The organism is Mucilaginibacter sp. UYP27 (assembly GCF_040547175.1).
In the GTDB taxonomy this organism is placed as follows: domain Bacteria; phylum Bacteroidota; class Bacteroidia; order Sphingobacteriales; family Sphingobacteriaceae; genus Mucilaginibacter.
Genome location: NZ_JBEPPE010000004.1, coordinates 195,101 through 214,585, shown reverse-complemented (window position 1 = coordinate 214,585; position 19,485 = coordinate 195,101). Strand labels below are relative to the sequence as shown.

Below are 19,485 nucleotides of genomic sequence, written 5' to 3'. Positions count from 1 at the left end.
AAGCCGCTGCAAATTCTTTTAAAAAAAGTTTGCACAGCTATACAAAAAAGCTACCTTTGCAATCCCAATCGGGATGTAGCGTAGCCCGGTATCGCGCCACATTTGGGATGTGGAGGCCGCAGGTTCGAATCCTGCCATCCCGACACCAGCGATACCCAACAAGCATCAAAACCCTGTAAATGTCTCATTTACAGGGTTTTTGTTTTTTAAATATTGGAAGTTTATAGGGGGGGATTTTATTGGTTTTCTGCATGCAACCTGGATAAGCATCGTTTTTGGGCAGGCCGCTGCGCAATACTGAGCAAAAACAACCCGGTAAAAATTACGGGGAAGCTGAGGCAAACCTTGGATCAACACTTTTGGACATTAACGCAAACCTTACTTATAAATACAACGAGAAGAATTTTCCGGTTAGCATGGCAATTAATGGTGCGGGCGTAAATGCTTTTACTTACAACTGCAAATAGGCCGCGGGTGGCACAAGTTAGGTAACTACCGGACCTATGCGGGCAGGGAGTAAGCAAGGTGCCCATAAACCCAGGTCGTTATATAATGAAGACTGGGGTGCACAGGATATAGCGACTAACGAAGAGACAAGGCAGTATATTACTGAGATGTACCATTTCATGCAAATTGCCCATCCCCAGTTTTTAGTGGTTGATAACGATGGTTGGCAGCATATATCGTTTGAAGGACGGTTAAAAAGTGATCTGCTGACGGTCCATCTATATACTTCCGCAGTTGAAGAGTGGATCAGGCTATTAGACGAACTGATCGCCGGTAAACAGGTTGGTGTCGCGGCATTTCCTCTTATCGTAGGCGACCCTTTCTTTTTTCGAAAGCAAGTTCCCTTAATAGTAAGCGAATGGGGCGGTTTTGGTTTTGCAGATTATGGTGGCCCGCAGGATAATGAACAACGGGCCAATCAAATCAAATTATACAAGGCGCAATTAAGGAAAAGGGCAATAACAGGTGATGTTTATACACAAGCTACTAACATCGAAGATGAACGCAATGGGTTGATCGATTTTGAAAGCGGTAAATTGAATGTTCCCGCGGGAATCTTGAATACGAGATTTCCATCTTAACATAAACATGAGTAAAGCCTAAATAAATAAAGATGAAGCAGGGATTGATGATTGATATGAATGGCGTGATTTACGCCGGTGATTCGCTGATAGAGGGCGCAGACGTTTTTATTAAAAGATTGCTGGATAGGAACGTGCCTTTTACTTTCTTGTCCAATAACAGTCAGCGTACGCAGTCGGAAGCAATTAATAAGCTAAATGAACTGGGTATAGAGGGCGTAAAGGAGGAGCACATCTACACCAGCGCTATGGCAACCGCTACCTTTTTAAAAGATCAGTATCCCGGTTGTTCTGCCTACATCTTAGGTGAAGGTGGACTATTAAAAAGTTTAAAGGAAAACGGCATAAAAGCGGTTGATGATAATCCCGATTTTGTTCTGCTGGGCGAAGGTCATGAATTTACCTTACCAATGGTTCATCGTGCCGTGGATATGATCCTGGCGGGGGCTAAGTTCATTGCAACAAACAGGGATCCGTCTCCAAGGAAAGCTGGATGGAATAACCTTGGAATCGCCGCGATTGTAGCGATGATCGAGGAGGCGAGCGGACGGGAAGCTTTTGTGATCGGGAAGCCAAGCCCGGTGATGATGCGCTCTGCCAGCGCTTATATGGGACTAAAATCATCAGATACTACCGTTGTCGGCGATACCATGGAGACAGATATAAAAGGTGGTATCTACATGGGATTTAAAACGATACTTGTTTTGTCCGGGATCGCAGACAGCGAAAACTTAAGCCGGTACGCATTTAAACCAAATTTGGTTGTAAACTCAGTTGATGAAATTCAATTTCCATTGGAGTGGTGGTCTCATCGACAATAATCCGTTAAGCCACGTGGTTCAATAATACGTGTTAGCGTCTGCGAGGGTAAAAATTTTAATCGTAAAACGCTGCTACGCATAAAGTTTTACGCGGTTGGTAGTACGGTCAAGCAGATAGGAACCACTGTAAAATTTATTCGTTGTATTTGATTATTGTAATACAATCTAAATGTTTTAACGGTGCTATCTGCCTGACTGTAAAAATTTGCAATCCGTTATTCTGTTGATCCGTCGGGACCTGTTGATCCGTCAGGCCGTCATTCTCCCTAAACTGGTCTAACTGGTCTTCTTGCTTAGCGCCGGAAATGATCTGCTCACCGGGCAATGCGTTTTCAAAGTTCTCCCCTTTATCGGCCTTCGGGAAGTTTTGTTGCCCCGGTGCGATATTTTCGTGGTTTTCCATAGATATCTATTTAGTGTTTAACAATTATTTCAATTACAATTATTGTTTTGTAGGATTAGCCTTGGGTGCGGGCGCGCCGTTGACAGTATCCTGTGGCGTTAAGGTGGTATCACCCCTGGTTCCTGCACCTGCTGAACCTGACCCTGACCCAGGTGCACCATTTCCATCGTTCAAACCCTTGGTCGTATCATTAGGTGATACATTGCTATCTGCTCCCGTACTTCCGTTTCCCTTGCAGCCTGCGATAACTACGCAAATTGAGAAAGCTGCAATAAAAAATGATTTTTTCATAATGCTGTTTTTAATGTTTATTATTTGTTGTTTATTAAATATGTGGCGGGTTATTTTTAGGTAAAGCGTACTTAGAGCCTTTAGACAATATATGGACTTTCAGGTTCTCGATCGCGATCCTTTCATCTTTTCGGTTGTCAAAAATATTTGATCTGGTCAGTTCGAACCCTTCGACAATGATCACCACCCCGTTACCGATCACTTCCGCATCCTTTCCATTACGGACAATGACCGCGGTGTCTTCTTCGATGCCAATCCCAATGCTGGTCGGGTTAGTGGCAATCACCTGCGCCATCCGGACAAAACGGCTTCGGTCCACGAAATGCGTATCGATACAGATGTCTTTTAAAAATTCAAGACCGACTGTGATCCTGATCTCTCCTGCCATCTGCTGAACATCTTTGTTACCCGCGTAGATCATAGGTGTGGACATGGCCATCGCACCTGCACTTGTGCCCGCTATCACTACATGGTCATGAATATACCGTTGCTTAAGCTGCAGCAGGAAAGCCGTGCCTCCGTAGATCGACGTTAGTTTTAACTGGTCCCCGCCTGAAAAGAAAATCCCATCTGCTTTTGCCAAACGCTCTTCCAGGTTTTCCGTCTGCGCCTCAAGCCGGCTGTCATGGTGGATATGCCCGACTTTTTCAAACCCCATAGTCGCGAACGCTTTTCGGTAATCGTCAAAAGATTCGACTCCGACCGAACTGGCCGTTGTTATGACTTCTATGATGTTGTCCTTCTTCCTGATTAAGTCAATAAAACTGCTCAGGATCTCCGGAGGTTTAGAATTTTCAACAGATTCTCCCTTGTCTTCATGGCCGCCGACAATCAGTAAAATTCCTTTTGGAACAGGGCAAAATGGCTCTTCAATCTTCTTCATTGTCACACAAATACAAGTTCTATAACATCTTGTTTTTTTAATTACAATTTAAATAATTATCCTATAAAACAATTTTATCCTATTTATCTTCTTATTGTAAAACATTAGAATATGCAAGCACTATTAAAATCAGACAAAAAAATTGATGCACGCCAGAGCTTTTACCATCAGCTACCGGAAAATATCATTTGTTTCTCTCACCTGAGATGGGACTTCGTGTTTCAACGTCCACAGCAACTGTTGACCCGTTTTTCAGGCAAATTTCGGGTGTTTTTTATCGAAGAACCTGTTTTCGACACAGACGGAGAGACTTACTACGCTTACCTCGAACGAGCTGAAGTTCAGGTGATCGTGCCGCATCTGCCTCGCGTTAACGATCCGGAAAACACTAATGCTTTGTTAAAAACATTGCTGAATAATTTTCTGAAGGGAAAATCCATGGCCAGTTACACATTTTGGTATTATACGCCAATGGCGCTGGACTTTTCGCGAAAGCATCAACCGGAACTTATTGTTTATGATTGTATGGATGAGCTATCCGCTTTCAAATTCGCGCCGCAGGCTTTGAAGGAGCTGGAGAAAGAACTATTACAAAAAGCAGATATTGTATTTACAGGAGGCCAGTCACTGTATGAAGCTAAAAAAGGGCAGCATTCTAATATTCATCCCTTTCCAAGCAGCATAGATAAACAGCACTTTGGATCAGCCAGGAAAATACGGACAACATTGAATAAAGAAAAAATTCAGGATCATTACACACTGGGTTTTTATGGCGTCATTGATGAGCGGTTCGATATTGATCTGATACGGGGAATAGCAGATGCTCGGCCTGATTGGAAGATCGTGTTGGTTGGCCCCATAGTTAAGATCGATCCAGCGCATTTACCCGCTCACGAAAATATTACATACACAGGTCCAAAAAGCTACCAGGAACTACCGGCTTATCTGGCCGAATGGGATTTTGCCCTGATCCCCTTCCTGTTAAATGAATCCACCAAATTTATCAGCCCCACCAAAACACCGGAGTACCTCGCAGCAGGAGTTCCGGTTGTGTCCACACCTATACGGGATGTTGTAAATCCGTATGGTAAATATCGCATGGTAAAAATTGCGCATGATGCAGAAGGATTCATTATGGAGATCGAGGATCAATTGCAGTTTTTAGAAAAAGAAAGCTGGTTAGAAAAGGTGGATGATTTCCTGTCCCAAAATTCCTGGGACAATACCTGCAGCCAGATGCTCAGCTTAATGAATACTACCGTGGCTAACCGCTCAATGTCTTCTATTGCATAATAATTGTCTTTGAAAGGGAATCAAATGAATAACGGACAAGACAAATTAGCGTTATGGGGCGGCATAGAATATTCTTTAAACCGCATAGGTGACCGGTACTTTGACCAGTTGGAACAGGCCGGGCATTATGACCGGGATGATGACATTAGCCGGATCGCCGGGTTGGGCATCAAAACGATACGGTATCCTGTTTTATGGGAAAAGCATCAGTCGGAAGCCGGCAGTGCTATCAACTGGAGCGGGACGGCGGAAAAGCTGGAAGAGATCCGTTCTCTTGGAATAAACGTAATAGCCGGGCTGGTTCACCATGGCAGCGGTCCTGCATTTGTTCATATGATGGACGAAAGCTTTGCTTTAGGCCTTGCGAGTTATGCAGGCCAGGTTGCTTCCAGGTTTCCCTGGATCGTCGATTATACGCCGGTAAATGAACCGCTTACCACCGCCAGATTTTGCGGTCTATATGGGATCTGGTACCCCCATGAAAGGTCTTCTTCGTCATTTTGCAGGATCCTGATCAACGAATGCAAAGCGACCGTGCTTGCCATGCAGGAGATACGGCAGATCAATCCTAAGGCCAGGCTTGTACAAACAGAGGACCTTGGCAAAACGCATAGTACATCGTTACTCAAATATCAGGCAGATTTCGAAAACAATCGACGTTGGCTAAGTTTCGACCTGCTTTCAGGCAAAGTGAATAATAAACATGCTTTATGGGGTTATCTGTTAGCATCCGGCATTTCGGAGACAGACCTGCTTTTCTTTATAGAAAATAAATGCCCGCCAGATGTAATAGGAATCAATCACTACCTGACAAGTGAACGTTACCTGGACGAAAATATTAATGACTACCCCCATTATACGCGTGGGGGTAATCATGTTCATAAATATGCAGATATAGAGGCTGTTCGGGTAGGCGGCATCTGCCCGGACGGGCCTTATGAGCTATTTTTGTCAGCCTGGAAACGTTATAACTTACCAATCGCGATCACGGAAACACATTTGCATTGCACAAGGGAGGAGCAAATGCGCTGGTTAAGCCAGATCTGGCACAGCGGCCTCAAGCTTATCAAAAATGGAGTCAATATCCAGGCAGTAACGGTTTGGGCACTCTTCGGTTCTTTCGGCTGGAGCGACCTGCTAACAGTTCAGCCCGGCGTATACGAGGCCGGTGTATTTGATTTGAGCGGCAACGAAGTGCGGGGTACAGCGCTGGCAAGCATGGTAAAGGCTTATGTATCAACAGGCAATTTTATACACCCGGTCTTGAGCAGCGCAGGTTGGTGGCAACGAAAATGCCGAACTCTCTATGGGACCGATATTTTCTATTCTGATGAACCAAAGAATTTAAACACACAACCCCTTTTAATCTTGGGCTTGGCCAACGCGCCGATTACAGAAGCTTGTGTGGCCGTGTGCAAACAGCGCGCCATACACTATGTCTGTTTTGATCATACCCATTTGGATGATATGCAGTTAGTAGATACAGTAATTAAAAATTTGTTGCCATGGGCGGTTTTGGATACTTATCACCTAAAACTCATGCCGGAAAACCGTGTGAAAGACGCCTTTAAAAAGGCAGATTTTTCATTGAAAGGAATTCAGGAAGTATGTTCCAGGTACAACGCAGCGTACATGGTGATCTTTACCCCTGTGGAACAACGGGATATCCCGGATGGACTAGGTAAGAATTTATCCACCTCAGCGAAAACTGAACAGGCGCCGAAAAGCTTGTCGCCGCCTCGTGAATATGCGTTAAATATTAGCGTTCCATTCTTGAGCAGTTCGGGCCTGCCTGATATTTTAGATAAAGCTTTAGATCTCCTGCTGGACGGTGAGGCCGGTAATTGGGAGTTTTCCTACCCGGATGACGCGGTGCCTAAAAAAGTAGTTCCCGGACTTGCAGTAGGCCCGGTAGCGGATACGGATTTCTTTGTGAAAAGAAACGTAGTTAACGAACTGGAAACCGATATTCCGTTTTTAGAGAATGTCGCATGCTAATATTTCTTGGTCATGAATATTAAAAGGAGTTATAGATATAGCAAAGTTATAAAAGTAGGGTTGCTGCTAGTAGTTACGGCTTTGATGACTACCTGCATCTATATTTTTACCGGCCACTTCATCGCCAAGGAAGACAAAGGTTCACAAGTACGTCTGGCCAAGGTTAGCATTTGCATGCCGGCGAAGCAGTCAATGAATAATAAAAATCACAAAAAATAAAATGGATAGCGTGAAAAAGTACGATTATTTAATAGTGGGTAGCGGCCTTTTCGGCAGCGTATTCGCACATGAAGCAAAAAAAAGAGGCTATAAATGTTTAGTTATTGATAAACGATCACATTCGGGGGGGAATATTCACTGTGAAAAAAAAGAAGGAATTAATGTCCATAAATATGGCGCGCATATCTTTCACACCAATGATAAAGAGATCTGGGATTATGTGAACTCCTTTGTCGAGTTTAACCGGTATACCAATAGCCCTGTAGCCTTTTATAAGGATAAGCTATATAACCTGCCCTTTAATATGAATACTTTTTTCCAGTTATGGGGGGTAAGAACGCCGGATGAAGCAAGGCAGAAGATCAGCGAGCAGATTGAAAGTCTGGGTATAGAGAATCCGCAAAACTTAGAAGAGCAGGCTTTATCGCTTGTGGGCGTTGATATTTACGAAAAACTCATAAAAGGCTATACGGAAAAACAATGGGGACGAGCGGCTACTGAATTACCCGCCTTTATCATTAAAAGGCTTCCTGTTCGGTTTACATTTGATAATAATTACTTCAGCGACCGCTATCAGGGTATTCCTATCGGCGGTTATAACAAGCTGACTGAAGGTTTACTGGCGGGCATTGAAGTGCAGCTAGACGCCGATTACTTTGATGACCGGGAATATTTTGACTCATTGGCTTCCCAGACGGTTTTCACCGGCAAAATAGACCAATATTATAATTACTGCTTTGGTAAGCTGGAATACCGAAGCTTAAGATTCGAACACGAGACCATAGATACAGAAAATTATCAGGGGAACGCAGTGATAAACTATAGCGAAGGTGAAATTCCTTATACAAGAATTATCGAACATAAGCATTTCGAATTTGGCACCCAGGAAAAAACGGTTATTACCAAAGAATACCCGGAAGAATGGACTGAGGAGAAAGAACCTTATTATCCGATAAATGATCAAAAGAATACAGCCATTTTTAAACAATATACAGCCCTTGCTAACCAGGAGGCGGGTGTAATTTTTGGGGGCCGCCTCGCGGAATACCGCTATTATGACATGCACCAGATTATTGGTTCAGCATTGCATAAAGTTAAAGAACACTTTGAATTTGAAAACAGTGAAAACAGAATAATGGAGAAAAATTTATCCTTGTAACAGCGAAATAGGACGGTTACTTATTCATCTATATCAACAGAATTTTAATAATACATCAGCTGCGTACTTATTTACATCTGATCAAGCATCAGTATAGCTGATGTCAAAATAACGTTAGCCACGCTTGATGCAAACCATATATAGAAACAGGAAGATTAAAGGCACGAATAGTTTAAAATCAATCTATTCCATCAAACCTTGCCCTGAAAAGAGGCATACAGCGACATTTCTGATTTGCTTAAATTAAATTTCTATTTATTTTTTTTAATTATAAATAAAAGTCATTGTAATTGTAAGATTGCTGAAAAGCAGCAATGAGAATTTCAGGAATAAGAAAAAAGCACCATGGTATAGCGGATTACAGTTATCTGCCGCTTGTGTTAATGGCTCCGTCGTTTGCAGGATTTGAAGCAAATAGATCCGCAGCTAACCTATGCAGGGCATTTAGTTTATCTGCTTTAACATACACATTGTGTACAAAAGCAAAATGGGAGGTAATTGATTTAATCCCTTATCGCGTACACGCCGGGCTTCTGTCTAACAGATGTGACGGCTCGCTTCAAAAGGTATGCTCAAATGAAAAGAATTACTTGATATAAACTGATATGATTATGAGAAAAGTATATTTTTTATTGATAGCGGTAGCTTTAACGAGCGCAACTTGCAAAAAAGAGAAAATTAACACTGGTAAACTTCCGCCAATTACACAGACGGGCGAAAATACATTTGGCGCGACAGTTAACGGCAAAGTTTTTTTGCCGAAAGTCAATTTTGGGAATTATACCGTTAAACTGGCTGTATCTTATTCGCTAAACCCTCAACAACTACAGATGATTGCCAATAACACAGACAGCAATGATGGATTCAATTTTATATTCAATGACGTCTCGTTCAACACCGGCGATATCATTCAATTATCGCAGTTAGTTGTTGGTAAAAGGAATGTTGCCATGGCGGGTTATAGCATTACACGAGAAACCGGAGGCAGCTATGATATTGTTCCGCCACTCACAGGAACGCTCACCGTGCTCAAATTTGATGTCACACAAAAAATTTTCGCCGGAACGTTTTCTTTCGAAGCTGTCAACAGCTTAGGGGAAAAAGTAATAGTGAAAGACGGCCGTTTCGACCTAAAATTACAATGATCGGTTCTGAAATTTAATCCACCAACACCACCTAAATAAGCCTTATCACATCATGAGAATTATACAGTCATTATATTTGTTTAACGAGTTCATGGACTATTTTATACGGACAAACAGGCTATAAAATCTACCAAATTAAGTACATTAAATGTGTCTTATTCAGTGCCCGTTCATGTTAATTTAGATATAACTTATTGAATATTATAGATTTAAGAGGCTGGATATTCACCCTGCTATCCCGGCAACAGCGATATCAATTATCAGAACCCTCTAAATCGAAAGTTTAGAGTTTTTTTGCTTTATGCGAATTGGTTTAAGCGCGTTGTCTCCGACTAATATCGCACTGCATATTATTACAAAATCGCTTAATAATTAGCCAATAAAACAAAAGCATTGTTGGCGGGCATCCGTTTCCTTTGTAATCCTGTATAAATCAACAGTCTGTTGTTAAACCTAAGGATAGCTCCCGGCCGATATCACCTCAAACGGTTAGAAATTATTTTGAAACAACAACAACCGAAAGTAGATTTATAGGTTTTAATAACACGATTGGCTATCTTGGCTAAGGCCAAATTGTCAATCGTTTTTAAGATTGGTTTATTGTTAGTTTACTGATCCGATTATTTTTACTTGAGATTATAACATATAACCGGTATGATATTTAAGCCTCTGGTGTACAAACGGGTGCGACATCCGAACTATAAATTATTATGGTAAAAGAAGTTAAACGTACTTTCTTACATATCCACCAAGGCGATAACGTGCTTGTTGCACTTACCGACCTGCATAAGGGTACTAATGTTGAGCATGAAGGCTTATGCTTTATACTTGCCGACAATGTAGCCGCCAAACACAAGTTTACAATTACTGCTTTAGAAGCCGGCGACGAAGTCTATATGTACGGAGTATTGGTTGGTAAAGCCAGCGGGTATATCCCGCAGGGAGGGGTTATCAACACCCAAAATTTAAAACATGCTGCCGACAATTTTACCCTTGGTGACCGCAAAATAAGTTGGACACAGCCCGATGTAAGCACTTTTGTTAACCAAACGTTTAATGGCTATCACCGTTCAGATGGCTCCGTAGGTACGGCTAATTATTGGTTGGTTATCCCATTGGTTTTTTGCGAGAACAGGAACATCAATGTATTAAAGGATGCTTTGCTGGATAAACTCGGTTTCTCTAAACCCCGTGGGTACGAGAACGAGGTAGACCAATTGGTAAATATGCTGCAGACTGGTAAATCGATAGAAGAAATTTTACAGGCCGACCTGCAATTGACACCTGAAGCGGGTGCTACAAATAAATTGTTCCCCAATATCGATGGTATTAAATTCCTGAACCACGATATGGGTTGCGGTGGAACACGTACAGATTCTGACGCGCTTTGCGGATTATTAGCGGGTTATATTACCCACCCCAATGTGGCGGGCGCAACCATACTTAGCCTTGGCTGCCAGCACGCACAAGCCAGTATTCTGCAGGACCAGATAAAAAAGCGCGACCCAAATTTTTCAAAACCCTTAATGATATTAGAGCAGCAAAAGCTCGGCACCGAAAGCCACCTTTTACACGAAGCGCTTAAACAGACCTTCGCCGGCCTGATACAGGTAAATAAGCAACAGCGCCAGCCTGCGCCTCTCAATAAATTATGTATTGGGTTAGAATGCGGCGGATCTGATGGCTTCTCAGGCATTTCAGCTAATCCGGTTTTAGGTTATCTGTCGGATATGATGGTAACCATGGGTGGCAGTGTTATACTGGCCGAGTTTCCCGAACTTTGCGGCGTAGAGCAGGAATTGAGCGACCGTTGTATTGATGATACCACTGCTATGAAATTTATGGACCTGATGCGTACTTATAACGCCAAAGCCGAGGCAGATGGCTCGGGTTTTTACGCCAACCCATCACCCGGTAACATCCGCGATGGTTTAATAACGGATGCCATAAAATCTGCAGGTGCGGCAAAAAAAGGAGGCACATCACCTGTTACAGCCGTTTTGGATTACCCGGAGAAAGTAACCAAACCGGGTTTAAATTTGCTTTGCACCCCCGGCAGCGATGTAGAAAGCACCACGGCTGAGGTTGCATCAGGCGCAAACCTGGTTCTATTTACCACAGGCTTGGGTACCCCAACGGGCAACCCGGTTGCTCCTGTAGTAAAACTATCAACCAATACCGCCTTGTTTAATAAAATGCCCGATATTATTGATTTTAATTGCGGTACGGTTATAGAAGGCGCGGAAACCATTGAGCAATCGGCACACCGTTTGTTAAATTATGTGATAGATGTTGCCAATGGCGATATCAAACCAAAGGCGGTACAATTGGGTCAGGACGATTTTATTCCATGGAAACGTGGCGTTTCATTATAAACCATTATAAATGTTCAGCTTAAAAAATAAAATAGCCGTAGTAACAGGTGGTGGCAGCGGTATAGGTAAAGCAATAGCCCTGCTGTTTGCCAAACAAGGTGCTACCGTTCATATTATCGAGTTAAATACCGATGCTGCTAACGATGTCATCGCCGAGATAAAAAGCAAAGGTGGCGATGGGCAGGCGCATGCCGCCAACGTTGCCGACCAGCAAGCGGTGGTAAATGTATTTAATACCATTGGCAAGGTTGATATCTTGATTAACAATGCGGGTATCGCCCACGTGGGTAACCTCGAAAAAACATCAGAGGCCGATCTTGACCGCATTTTTAGCGTGAACGTAAAAGGTGCTTATAACTGCCTTTTCGCGGCTGTGCCATTAATGAAAATAGGCGGTAAAGGTGCAATCCTGAATATGGCTTCAATAGCCGCGCACGTGGGCATTGCGGATAGGTTTGCTTACTCGATGAGTAAAGGCGCTATATACGCCATGAGCATGTCTGTAGCGCGCGATTATTTGGCCGATAACATACGCAGTAACAGCATCTCGCCTGCACGGGTGCATACGCCGTTTGTGGATGGCTTTATCGCCAAAAACTACCCTGATAACCAGGCAGAAATATTTGATAAGCTTTCTAAAAGCCAACCGATAGGCCGCATGGGGCAGCCGGATGAAATTGCCGCGCTGGCACTTTATCTATGCTCTGACGTGGCAAGTTTTATAACAGGGGTAGATTACCCGATTGACGGCGGATTTATAACATTGAACAACTAACAAACATGAAATTTATACGATACGGCAACGCCGGTGAAGAGCGCACAGGTGTACAGATAGACGGCGTTAATTACGATACCTCGTTTTATGGCAAAGATTACGATGAAAAGTTTTTTGAAACTGGCGGCCTGGTACAACTTGCCGCTTATGTAAAAGAACACAAAAGCGAATTGCAGGCTATCCCTGATGGCGCGCGTTTGGGCAGCCCGATTGCAAGGCCGTCTAAAATCGTATGTATTGGTCTTAACTATGCCGATCACGCTAAAGAAACTAACGCGCCGTTACCTTCTGAGCCTATCATCTTTATGAAAAGCACCACCTCATTGGTTGGGCCTAATGATGATATCATGATCCCCAAAAATTCCGTAAAAACAGATTGGGAGGTAGAGTTGGCGGTAATTATCGGCAAAAAAGCATCTTATGTGGAAGAAGTTGACGCTGCGGGTTATATAGCCGGTTACGTGTTGCATAATGATGTATCTGAACGCGAATTCCAGTTGGAGCGCAATGGTACCTGGGACAAAGGCAAGGGTTGCGATACCTTCGCGCCAATGGGCCCGTACCTGGTAACACCAGATGAGGTTGGCGATGTAGATAACCTGCGCCTTTGGTTAACCGTTAATGGCGAAAAGATGCAGGAAGGCACAACGGCTAATTTTATATTTAAAGTACCTTACATCATATCATACGTAAGCCAGTTTATGACCCTTTTGCCGGGCGATGTGATCTCGACAGGTACACCCGCAGGAGTTGGCCTTGGTTTTAAGCCGCCGATCTATTTAAAAGCAGGTGATGTTGTTGAATTAGGCATAGATGGCTTAGGCACATCCAAACAAAATGTGGTTGCTTACGCCAAAGCTTAGTTACAACCATACAGTTAAGTACAGTTAAATGCTGCGGACTTTCTAATTTACGCCCATAAACTACGGCATTATTTCAGCCGGAACCGATATGAAAGTAGGCCTTTTTATACCCTGTTACGTAGATCAGTTTTACCCCAATGCGGCTATAGCTACTTTAGAGTTGTTGGAGAAGCTGGGCGTAGAGGTGGGCTATCCCACACAGCAAACCTGCTGCGGGCAGCCTATGGCCAACTCTGGCTACGAGCATTTGACGGGGGGCTGTAACGATCTGTTTATAGATAACTTTGCCGGGTACGATTACATTGTTTCGCCATCGGGCAGCTGCGCTTTGCATATCAAAGAGCATTTACACTCAGAAACTAACGAACCGGTCGCACAGTTTATTCGCAAAAGAATATACGAACTGACGGAGTTTTTAACCGATGTGTTAAAAGTTAAAAAACTGGACGCAGCATTCCCGCACAAAGTTGGTTTGCACCAAAGTTGCCACGGGCAACGCGGCCTTAAACTTGCCCAAATGACGGAGCTTACCGCTTCGCCATTTTCCAAACCTGTGTCTTTATTAAATATGGTAGAAGGAGTGGAGCTCATAAACCTTACCCGGCCCGATGAGTGCTGCGGTTTTGGCGGTACATTTTGTGTGGCCGAGGAAGCCGTATCGTCAAAAATGGGGAAAGATCGCGTAGCTGACCACGAACATAACGGGGCCGAATATATTACCGCTGCCGACCTTTCCTGCCTGATGCATATGGAGGGCATCCTGAAAAGAAAAAATAGCAGAGTTAAAGTGATCCACATTGCCGAGATTTTGAACGGTGTAAAGGAGGTAGCACTATGAAAGACCACGCCGAACTTGCCGAAATATTTAATAAGGACGAGCAGCGTGTAGACTGGCATGACGAAACTCTTTGGTTTGTGCGCCAAAAGCGCGACAAGGCATCGCACCAGATCCCCGACTGGGAAGAACTGCGCGAAGCCGCATCTCAAATTAAGCACAACGTATTATCTGACCTTGGCAATTACCTGGAGCAATTTGAAAAGAATGCAATAGGTAATGGTATAACCGTGCATTGGGCTGCCGACGCCAACGAACATAACCAAATCGTTCATAGCCTGTTAAAAAAAAATGGTCTCACCCAGATGGTTAAAAGCAAATCGATGCTTACCGAAGAATGCCACCTTAATCATTATTTAGAAGAACAGGGTATTAACGTCGTAGATTCTGACTTGGGTGAACTAATTGTCCAGTTAGCTAAAGAACCGCCAAGTCATATCGTGTTGCCATGCATCCATAAAAAGAAAGAGGAAATAGGCGATATATTTTACAAGCACCTGGGCAGTGCAAAAGGAGAATCAGATCCGCAGGTACTCACCGAAACAGCGCGCATTCACCTGAGAAATACATTCCTTACCCGCAAAGCGGCCTTAACCGGTGTAAACTTCGCGGTTGCCGAAACCGGCGAATTTGTAGTTTGCACCAACGAGGGTAATGCCGATATGGGCGCCCACCTTTCTGATATCCACATCGCAAGCATGGGGATCGAAAAGTTGATCCCGAGGCGAAAAGACCTCGGCGTGTTTTTGCGCCTGCTTACCCGCAGTGCAACAGGGCAGCCAATAACCACTTATTCCAGCCATTTTAAAAGGCCAAGACCGGGGCAGGAAATGCACATTATATTGGTTGATAACGGCCGCAGCATTCAGTTAGGCCGTGAGGATTTTAGAAACTCGCTGAAATGCATCCGTTGCGGGGCTTGTATGAACACCTGCCCGGTTTATAGGCGTAGCGGCGGGCATAGTTATCATACCGCGGTAGCAGGTCCTATAGGCTCTATATTAGCGCCCAATCTGGATATGAAGCAATATGCCGATCTACCTTTCGCGTCAACGCTTTGCGGATCGTGTACTAACGTATGCCCTGTTAAAATAGACATCCACGACCAGTTATATAAATGGCGACAAGTAATTATAAAGGAAGGTTACGAAGATAAAAAGAAAGCTGCGGCGATGCAGGCTATGGCTTACACGCTTTCATCACCACAAGTTTATCGCCTTGCGGGTAAAGCAGGCCGGGTTGTTATGAAATATGCGCCATTCGCATTAAACAATGGTTTAAACCCATGGTACAAACATCGTGATATGCCAGAGCCACCAAAAGAATCATTTGGAGAATGGTACAGAAAGAATAGAAGTTAGCATCAAGAGACAAGATGTAACAATGAAGAGGCAAGAACCAAGAGATAAGAATCAAGAAAAATCCGATCCCGATAGCTATCGGGACGAACATCGAAATTCTAAATAATTATATGACCACGCGAGAAAAAATATTAGCAGATGTACGCAAGAACCAGCCGCCGTTGGTTGCCGCGCCTGATATTGCCGTGTGGGAAAATAAGGTGCAGGCAAATGCCGCAACCATACTGGAAACCTTTAAAACGGTTGCAGGTAATGTTGGGGGCAAGGTAATATCGGTTAAAAGTATATTCGAGATTAAACCGTTTCTTGATATTTTGCCCGGCACACGTGCGCTTACTACAGTGCCGGGGTTATTTGATTTTGCTGATGACGCGGCTTCATTTGCCGGTGCAACTCCACACGAATTGGAAAATGTTGAATTAGCTATTTTGCAAGCCGAGTTTGGCGTTGCTGAAAATAGCGCCCTTTGGGTAACCGAAAGGCAGATGGGTACGCGGGTGCTTCCGTTTATTTGCCAGCACTTGGCTTTTGTTGTAAGCGCGGCGGATATTGTGCCCGATATGCATGCGGCTTACCTGCGTACCCAAGGCACCGACCATGGGTTCGCATCGTTTATAGCCGGGCCATCTAAAACTGCGGATATAGAGCAATCACTTGTTTTGGGTGCACACGGTCCGCGCAGTTTAATGATATTTATTGTGGGATAAAACTACTTTATGTAAGTCTTTTGATAAGTGAGCGGGCTTTTGCCGGTTATGTCCTTAAAGTATTTATGAAAGCTGGCAAAGTTGTAAAAGCCGCTATCGTAACAAATCTCCTTAACATTTTGTTGGTTGTTAATAAGTAACTTACAGGCATTCCCCACACGAATCTCGTTTATAAACCTCGAATACGTTTTCCTGCTGCGCGATTTAAAGAACTTACAGAATGAATTAGGGCTGATATTGGCCACCGCTGCTATCTCCTCCAGCGAGATCTTCTTTTTAAAGTTAGCTATCGAATAGTTGTAGATGGCGTTTATCCTGTCTTTCTCCGCCTCCAGGAAGTTGTGCTGAAAACCCATGGATGCGAGCATATTATTCTCCGCGCTATTGCCAATGGCCATCAATACTTCCATCAGCAGGATTATTTTACGGGCGCCGTCAGCATAAATTATTTGCTCTATCAGGTGGCCTATTTCTTTCAAATTCTCGCCGGTTATCTGGATGCCACGTTTCGATTTTTTTAGTACGTTATTTATCTCCTGTGTTTCGGGTAATAGCAGGAAGGCATCGCCCCAAAAGTTTTCGTTAAAATGGATCACGCTCACATCTGCACTTTCACCTGCTTCTTTGGCAAAATAACATTCGTCGAACTGCCAGTAATGGGGCAGGTTTGAGCCAACCAAAACCACATCGCCGGTATTGAACTGGGTGATGCGATCGCCAATAAATTGCGTGCCGCTGCCGTTTTTAAAGTACACCAATTCTACCTCGGGGTGGTAATGCCAGCGGTTGTTTACGTTGGGCATAATATCCCGGCGGGCACTAAAGGAGTGCACCATGTCGGTAGATACTTTTAGTAACTGAGGTTTCATGAAGTATAAATTGATTATTTGAATGTACAATAATTCCATTTAAAAGTCGTAAATTCTACAAATCATTTCATTGATTTCCAATATCGTTTAATAAATTGCCAAAAGGATAAAATTTTAAGCTTGCAACAAAGCCTTAATTTGTATATCAGCATATTACCAATTGGTATTTTTAGCTAAATTATCACCTGTTATCCGGTATACCAGCCGGCCAAACCATTATGGACCTAGAAATAAAAAATAAGGTAATTATTGTAACGGGCGGCGCGCGCGGAATAGGCAAAGGCATTGCTGTTTTATTGGCGAAAGAGGGCGCAATACCTGTCATTTTAAGCAGGACCGAAACGGAAAATATTAAAACCGTGCAGGAGATAGAGGCCTTTGGTGGCAGGGCGTTTGCTGTACAGGCCGAACTTTCAAACCCCGATGAATGCCGTACCGCTGTTGAAAAAGTAATAAATGCGTTTGGCCGTATCGATGGTGTGGTAAATAACGCGGGAGAAAATGATGGTGTTGGTTTACAAAACGGCAGCTACGAAAAGTTTATGGAGTCGCTGCATAAAAACCTGGTGCATTATTATTTGGTGGCGCATTATGCCTTGCCGGAGTTGATCAGATCGCAAGGGAGCATTGTAAACATCAGCTCAAAGGTGGCAGATACGGGGCAGGGCGGTACATCTGCCTATGCTGCTGCCAATGGTGGGCGTAACGCGTTAACGCGGGAATGGGCAGTTGAGTTATTGCCTCATCACATCCGTGTAAATGCCGTTGTAGTTGCCGAATGTTTTACGCCACTTTACGAACGTTGGTTGCAAACTTTACCAAACCCTGAAGAAAAACTGGCATCCATCACCCAAAATATCCCTTTAGGCAAACGCATGACAACCGTTGAAGAAATAGCTGCACAGGTGGTGTTCCTGTTATCACCAATTGCCAGCCATACCACCGGGCAAATTACCTATGTTGATGGTGGTTACGTGCATTTAGACAGATCGATACAATAACCTACCATGAAATATTTTTTACGTGCAACCACCCTGCTTATTGCCATGCTATATACCAGCACCAACGCCCAGGATTTGAAGTTATGGGATAATAAACCCGCTAAAGACTGGATGACCGATGCTTATTCAATAGGCAATGGCTGAATGGGAGGGATGGTGTTTGGTGGTGTTGCCACTGAACATGTCCAGTTTAACGAGATAAGTTTATGGACTGGCGATAGGGCTTTTATGGTCGATAGCAAGTTTCATAAATGATCCCGATGTTAGACTGGTATGTGTGTCAAAATTAATAATTGGTGCCTGTTTGGCAATCGCCAATTTGAGCCTATGCTAATGTATCAATAAATATAATATTGTGCATATAAAGCCATTACCTGTTGTAATTACTCGTTACAAAAAAGCCGTCGGCTGTTTACCGACGGCTTTAATATTTCAGCATATTAATTTATAATAATTTCCTAACGCCTGTTTTGCCAAAACGGTAGCTTAGGCTAACCTCGTGTATGGCTGTGTTAAACCCACCAAGTGTGTTTGATGATGTACCAAACTGGTAAGAGTAACCTACTTTGTAAGTATCGCCTATAACTGACAGGATGCCGGTAGCCCTTTTATTGGTACGGTAACCCGCGCCAATACCCAACGTTTCTTTCAGATAAATGGTGCCGGTAACATCAGTAAGCAGGTCGGCACCCTTAACATAAGCTACCAGTGCCGATGGTTTAAACTTCATATCCTCGCCCATATCCAAAAGGTACGCTCCCGAAAAGTAGAAGTGATTTTTAAGATAGTTAGCTTGTTGTACCGAAGCTGTCCCAAGGCTACGTATGGTAAGCTCAGGTAACGAAAGACCTAAGTAATACCTTTCGCTGTAAAACATTACACCAAAACCAAGGTTGGGGCTGGTTTCACGCACGTCATCTTTAAATTGCGGATCAAAGGAATCAAGGGTTGAATAGTTAGCCACGTAGTTACGGATCCCCGCGTTAATGGATACTGCTAAAAAATCATTACCGCTAAGCTGGATGCTTTTTGCAAAAAATGCGTTTATTTCCAGTTGCTTTTCTACTGCTACCTGGTCATTCAATACATAAATACCCGCCGCGCCGGATATAGATTCAATTGGTAAAACTCCACTTAGCAATAAACTTGTTGGGGCACCATCAATACCTATAAACTGCCTGCGGCCCATTACATTTACCGATCCTGCTTTGTCCAGCATCGAGTAAGCGGCATTAATGGGGGTAAGGTTATCAGCATACTGCGCGTACGAATAGATCTGCTGCTGGGCCTTTAGCCTGCTGCCGCATAACAGCAGCAGGCCTATGGTCGTTATAAATGTTATTCGTTTTAAAGTAGCACTAAATATAATAGCCTTCACACCAATCGTTGTTAAATTATT

At 43.6% G+C, this 19,485-nt stretch carries 20 protein-coding genes and 1 tRNA gene; 16 read left to right on the top strand and 5 right to left on the bottom strand.

Annotated elements, in window-relative coordinates; translation table 11 throughout:
- The first annotated feature begins 69 nt into the window (after nt 1–69).
- From ABIB39_RS15140 to ABIB39_RS15130, 3 genes are all read left to right on the top strand, one after another.
- A tRNA-Pro gene (locus ABIB39_RS15140) sits at nt 70–143 on the top strand.
- A 360-nt stretch (nt 144–503) separates the two neighbouring features.
- Nucleotides 504–1,088, top strand: coding sequence for a hypothetical protein (locus ABIB39_RS15135; protein ID WP_354431003.1), 585 nt, complete (start codon nt 504–506; stop codon nt 1,086–1,088).
- A 32-nt stretch (nt 1,089–1,120) separates the two neighbouring features.
- Nucleotides 1,121–1,909: an HAD-IIA family hydrolase gene (locus ABIB39_RS15130; protein ID WP_354431002.1), complete on the top strand. Its 789-nt coding sequence runs from the start codon at nt 1,121–1,123 to the stop codon at nt 1,907–1,909.
- 133 nt (nt 1,910–2,042) lie between these two features.
- On the opposite strand, the gene ABIB39_RS15125 is transcribed toward ABIB39_RS15130, so the two are convergent.
- From ABIB39_RS15125 to ABIB39_RS15115, 3 genes are read right to left on the bottom strand one after another with little or no spacing between them, the layout of a single operon-like run.
- Nucleotides 2,043–2,312, bottom strand: a complete 270-nt coding sequence (locus ABIB39_RS15125; RefSeq protein WP_354431001.1) for a hypothetical protein — start codon at nt 2,310–2,312, stop codon at nt 2,043–2,045.
- Between the two features lie 39 nt (nt 2,313–2,351).
- The gene (locus tag ABIB39_RS15120) at nt 2,352–2,603 is read right to left on the bottom strand and encodes a hypothetical protein (protein WP_354431000.1); all 252 of its coding nucleotides are present in this window, start codon (nt 2,601–2,603) and stop codon (nt 2,352–2,354) included.
- 34 nt (nt 2,604–2,637) lie between these two features.
- The gene (locus ABIB39_RS15115) at nt 2,638–3,486 is read right to left on the bottom strand and encodes a cyanophycinase (RefSeq protein WP_354430999.1); all 849 of its coding nucleotides are present in this window, start codon (nt 3,484–3,486) and stop codon (nt 2,638–2,640) included.
- Between the two features lie 111 nt (nt 3,487–3,597).
- Here ABIB39_RS15115 and ABIB39_RS15110 point away from each other — a divergent pair, with 111 nt between their 5' ends.
- The 10 genes from ABIB39_RS15110 to ABIB39_RS15065 all read left to right on the top strand — a co-directional run bounded on the left by ABIB39_RS15110 (nt 3,598) and on the right by ABIB39_RS15065 (nt 16,216).
- Nucleotides 3,598–4,779: a glycosyltransferase gene (locus tag ABIB39_RS15110; protein WP_354430998.1), complete on the top strand. Its 1,182-nt coding sequence runs from the start codon at nt 3,598–3,600 to the stop codon at nt 4,777–4,779.
- Between the two features lie 24 nt (nt 4,780–4,803).
- A complete protein-coding gene (locus ABIB39_RS15105; protein ID WP_354430997.1) occupies nt 4,804–6,777 on the top strand; it encodes a family 1 glycosylhydrolase in 1,974 nt (657 codons plus the stop codon).
- A gap of 220 nt (nt 6,778–6,997) precedes the next feature.
- Complete coding sequence (glf, locus tag ABIB39_RS15100) at nt 6,998–8,155, top strand: UDP-galactopyranose mutase (protein ID WP_354430996.1); 1,158 nt, start codon at nt 6,998–7,000, stop codon at nt 8,153–8,155.
- A 611-nt stretch (nt 8,156–8,766) separates the two neighbouring features.
- Nucleotides 8,767–9,300, top strand: coding sequence for a Riean_0653 family protein (locus tag ABIB39_RS15095; protein ID WP_354430995.1), 534 nt, complete (start codon nt 8,767–8,769; stop codon nt 9,298–9,300).
- A 710-nt stretch (nt 9,301–10,010) separates the two neighbouring features.
- Complete coding sequence (locus ABIB39_RS15090; RefSeq protein ID WP_354430994.1) at nt 10,011–11,675, top strand: UxaA family hydrolase; 1,665 nt, start codon at nt 10,011–10,013, stop codon at nt 11,673–11,675.
- A gap of 10 nt (nt 11,676–11,685) precedes the next feature.
- On the top strand, nt 11,686–12,450 hold the full coding sequence (locus tag ABIB39_RS15085; protein ID WP_354430993.1) for an SDR family NAD(P)-dependent oxidoreductase: 765 nt from the start codon (nt 11,686–11,688) through the stop codon (nt 12,448–12,450).
- Between the two features lie 5 nt (nt 12,451–12,455).
- Nucleotides 12,456–13,313: a fumarylacetoacetate hydrolase family protein gene (locus ABIB39_RS15080; RefSeq protein WP_354430992.1), complete on the top strand. Its 858-nt coding sequence runs from the start codon at nt 12,456–12,458 to the stop codon at nt 13,311–13,313.
- An 88-nt stretch (nt 13,314–13,401) separates the two neighbouring features.
- Nucleotides 13,402–14,151, top strand: coding sequence for a (Fe-S)-binding protein (locus ABIB39_RS15075; protein WP_354430991.1), 750 nt, complete (start codon nt 13,402–13,404; stop codon nt 14,149–14,151).
- Nucleotides 14,148–15,509 carry a lactate utilization protein B gene (locus ABIB39_RS15070; RefSeq protein WP_354430990.1) on the top strand — a complete coding sequence of 454 codons (1,362 nt, stop codon included), beginning with the start codon at nt 14,148–14,150 and terminating at the stop codon, nt 15,507–15,509. The genes ABIB39_RS15075 and ABIB39_RS15070 overlap by 4 nt, the downstream gene beginning before the upstream one ends.
- A 110-nt stretch (nt 15,510–15,619) precedes the next feature.
- The gene (locus tag ABIB39_RS15065; protein WP_354430989.1) at nt 15,620–16,216 is read left to right on the top strand and encodes a LutC/YkgG family protein; all 597 of its coding nucleotides are present in this window, start codon (nt 15,620–15,622) and stop codon (nt 16,214–16,216) included.
- Nucleotides 16,217–16,218: 2 nt separating this feature from the next.
- On the opposite strand, the gene ABIB39_RS15060 is transcribed toward ABIB39_RS15065, so the two are convergent.
- The gene (locus ABIB39_RS15060) at nt 16,219–17,085 is read right to left on the bottom strand and encodes an AraC family transcriptional regulator (protein WP_354430988.1); all 867 of its coding nucleotides are present in this window, start codon (nt 17,083–17,085) and stop codon (nt 16,219–16,221) included.
- A 218-nt stretch (nt 17,086–17,303) separates the two neighbouring features.
- On the opposite strand from ABIB39_RS15060, the gene ABIB39_RS15055 reads away from it, so the two are divergent.
- From ABIB39_RS15055 to ABIB39_RS15045, 3 genes are read left to right on the top strand one after another with little or no spacing between them, the layout of a single operon-like run.
- Nucleotides 17,304–18,086: an SDR family oxidoreductase gene (locus tag ABIB39_RS15055; RefSeq protein WP_354430987.1), complete on the top strand. Its 783-nt coding sequence runs from the start codon at nt 17,304–17,306 to the stop codon at nt 18,084–18,086.
- Nucleotides 18,087–18,092: 6 nt separating this feature from the next.
- Nucleotides 18,093–18,230, top strand: a complete 138-nt coding sequence (locus ABIB39_RS15050) for a hypothetical protein (RefSeq protein WP_354430986.1) — start codon at nt 18,093–18,095, stop codon at nt 18,228–18,230.
- Nucleotides 18,231–18,341: a glycoside hydrolase N-terminal domain-containing protein gene (locus tag ABIB39_RS15045; protein ID WP_354430985.1), complete on the top strand. Its 111-nt coding sequence runs from the start codon at nt 18,231–18,233 to the stop codon at nt 18,339–18,341.
- A 190-nt stretch (nt 18,342–18,531) separates the two neighbouring features.
- On the opposite strand, the gene ABIB39_RS15040 is transcribed toward ABIB39_RS15045, so the two are convergent.
- On the bottom strand, nt 18,532–19,464 hold the full coding sequence (locus ABIB39_RS15040) for a PorP/SprF family type IX secretion system membrane protein (RefSeq protein ID WP_354430984.1): 933 nt from the start codon (nt 19,462–19,464) through the stop codon (nt 18,532–18,534).
- Nucleotides 19,465–19,485: the final 21 nt, after the last annotated feature.

Coding starts and splice junctions, on each gene's coding strand:
- ABIB39_RS15105 (WP_354430997.1), top strand. CDS start 4,804: ATGAATAACGGACAAGACAAATTAGCGTTATGGGGCGGCATAGAATAT.
- ABIB39_RS15075 (WP_354430991.1), top strand. CDS start 13,402: ATGAAAGTAGGCCTTTTTATACCCTGTTACGTAGATCAGTTTTACCCC.
- ABIB39_RS15080 (WP_354430992.1), top strand. CDS start 12,456: ATGAAATTTATACGATACGGCAACGCCGGTGAAGAGCGCACAGGTGTA.
- ABIB39_RS15135 (WP_354431003.1), top strand. CDS start 504: ATGCGGGCAGGGAGTAAGCAAGGTGCCCATAAACCCAGGTCGTTATAT.
- ABIB39_RS15120 (WP_354431000.1), bottom strand. CDS start 2,603: ATGAAAAAATCATTTTTTATTGCAGCTTTCTCAATTTGCGTAGTTATC.
- ABIB39_RS15090 (WP_354430994.1), top strand. CDS start 10,011: ATGGTAAAAGAAGTTAAACGTACTTTCTTACATATCCACCAAGGCGAT.
- ABIB39_RS15050 (WP_354430986.1), top strand. CDS start 18,093: ATGAAATATTTTTTACGTGCAACCACCCTGCTTATTGCCATGCTATAT.
- ABIB39_RS15065 (WP_354430989.1), top strand. CDS start 15,620: ATGACCACGCGAGAAAAAATATTAGCAGATGTACGCAAGAACCAGCCG.
- glf (WP_354430996.1), top strand. CDS start 6,998: ATGGATAGCGTGAAAAAGTACGATTATTTAATAGTGGGTAGCGGCCTT.
- ABIB39_RS15130 (WP_354431002.1), top strand. CDS start 1,121: ATGAAGCAGGGATTGATGATTGATATGAATGGCGTGATTTACGCCGGT.
- ABIB39_RS15125 (WP_354431001.1), bottom strand. CDS start 2,312: ATGGAAAACCACGAAAATATCGCACCGGGGCAACAAAACTTCCCGAAG.
- ABIB39_RS15115 (WP_354430999.1), bottom strand. CDS start 3,486: ATGAAGAAGATTGAAGAGCCATTTTGCCCTGTTCCAAAAGGAATTTTA.
- ABIB39_RS15085 (WP_354430993.1), top strand. CDS start 11,686: ATGTTCAGCTTAAAAAATAAAATAGCCGTAGTAACAGGTGGTGGCAGC.
- ABIB39_RS15045 (WP_354430985.1), top strand. CDS start 18,231: ATGGGAGGGATGGTGTTTGGTGGTGTTGCCACTGAACATGTCCAGTTT.
- ABIB39_RS15060 (WP_354430988.1), bottom strand. CDS start 17,085: ATGAAACCTCAGTTACTAAAAGTATCTACCGACATGGTGCACTCCTTT.
- ABIB39_RS15095 (WP_354430995.1), top strand. CDS start 8,767: ATGAGAAAAGTATATTTTTTATTGATAGCGGTAGCTTTAACGAGCGCA.
- ABIB39_RS15055 (WP_354430987.1), top strand. CDS start 17,304: ATGGACCTAGAAATAAAAAATAAGGTAATTATTGTAACGGGCGGCGCG.
- ABIB39_RS15070 (WP_354430990.1), top strand. CDS start 14,148: ATGAAAGACCACGCCGAACTTGCCGAAATATTTAATAAGGACGAGCAG.
- ABIB39_RS15110 (WP_354430998.1), top strand. CDS start 3,598: ATGCAAGCACTATTAAAATCAGACAAAAAAATTGATGCACGCCAGAGC.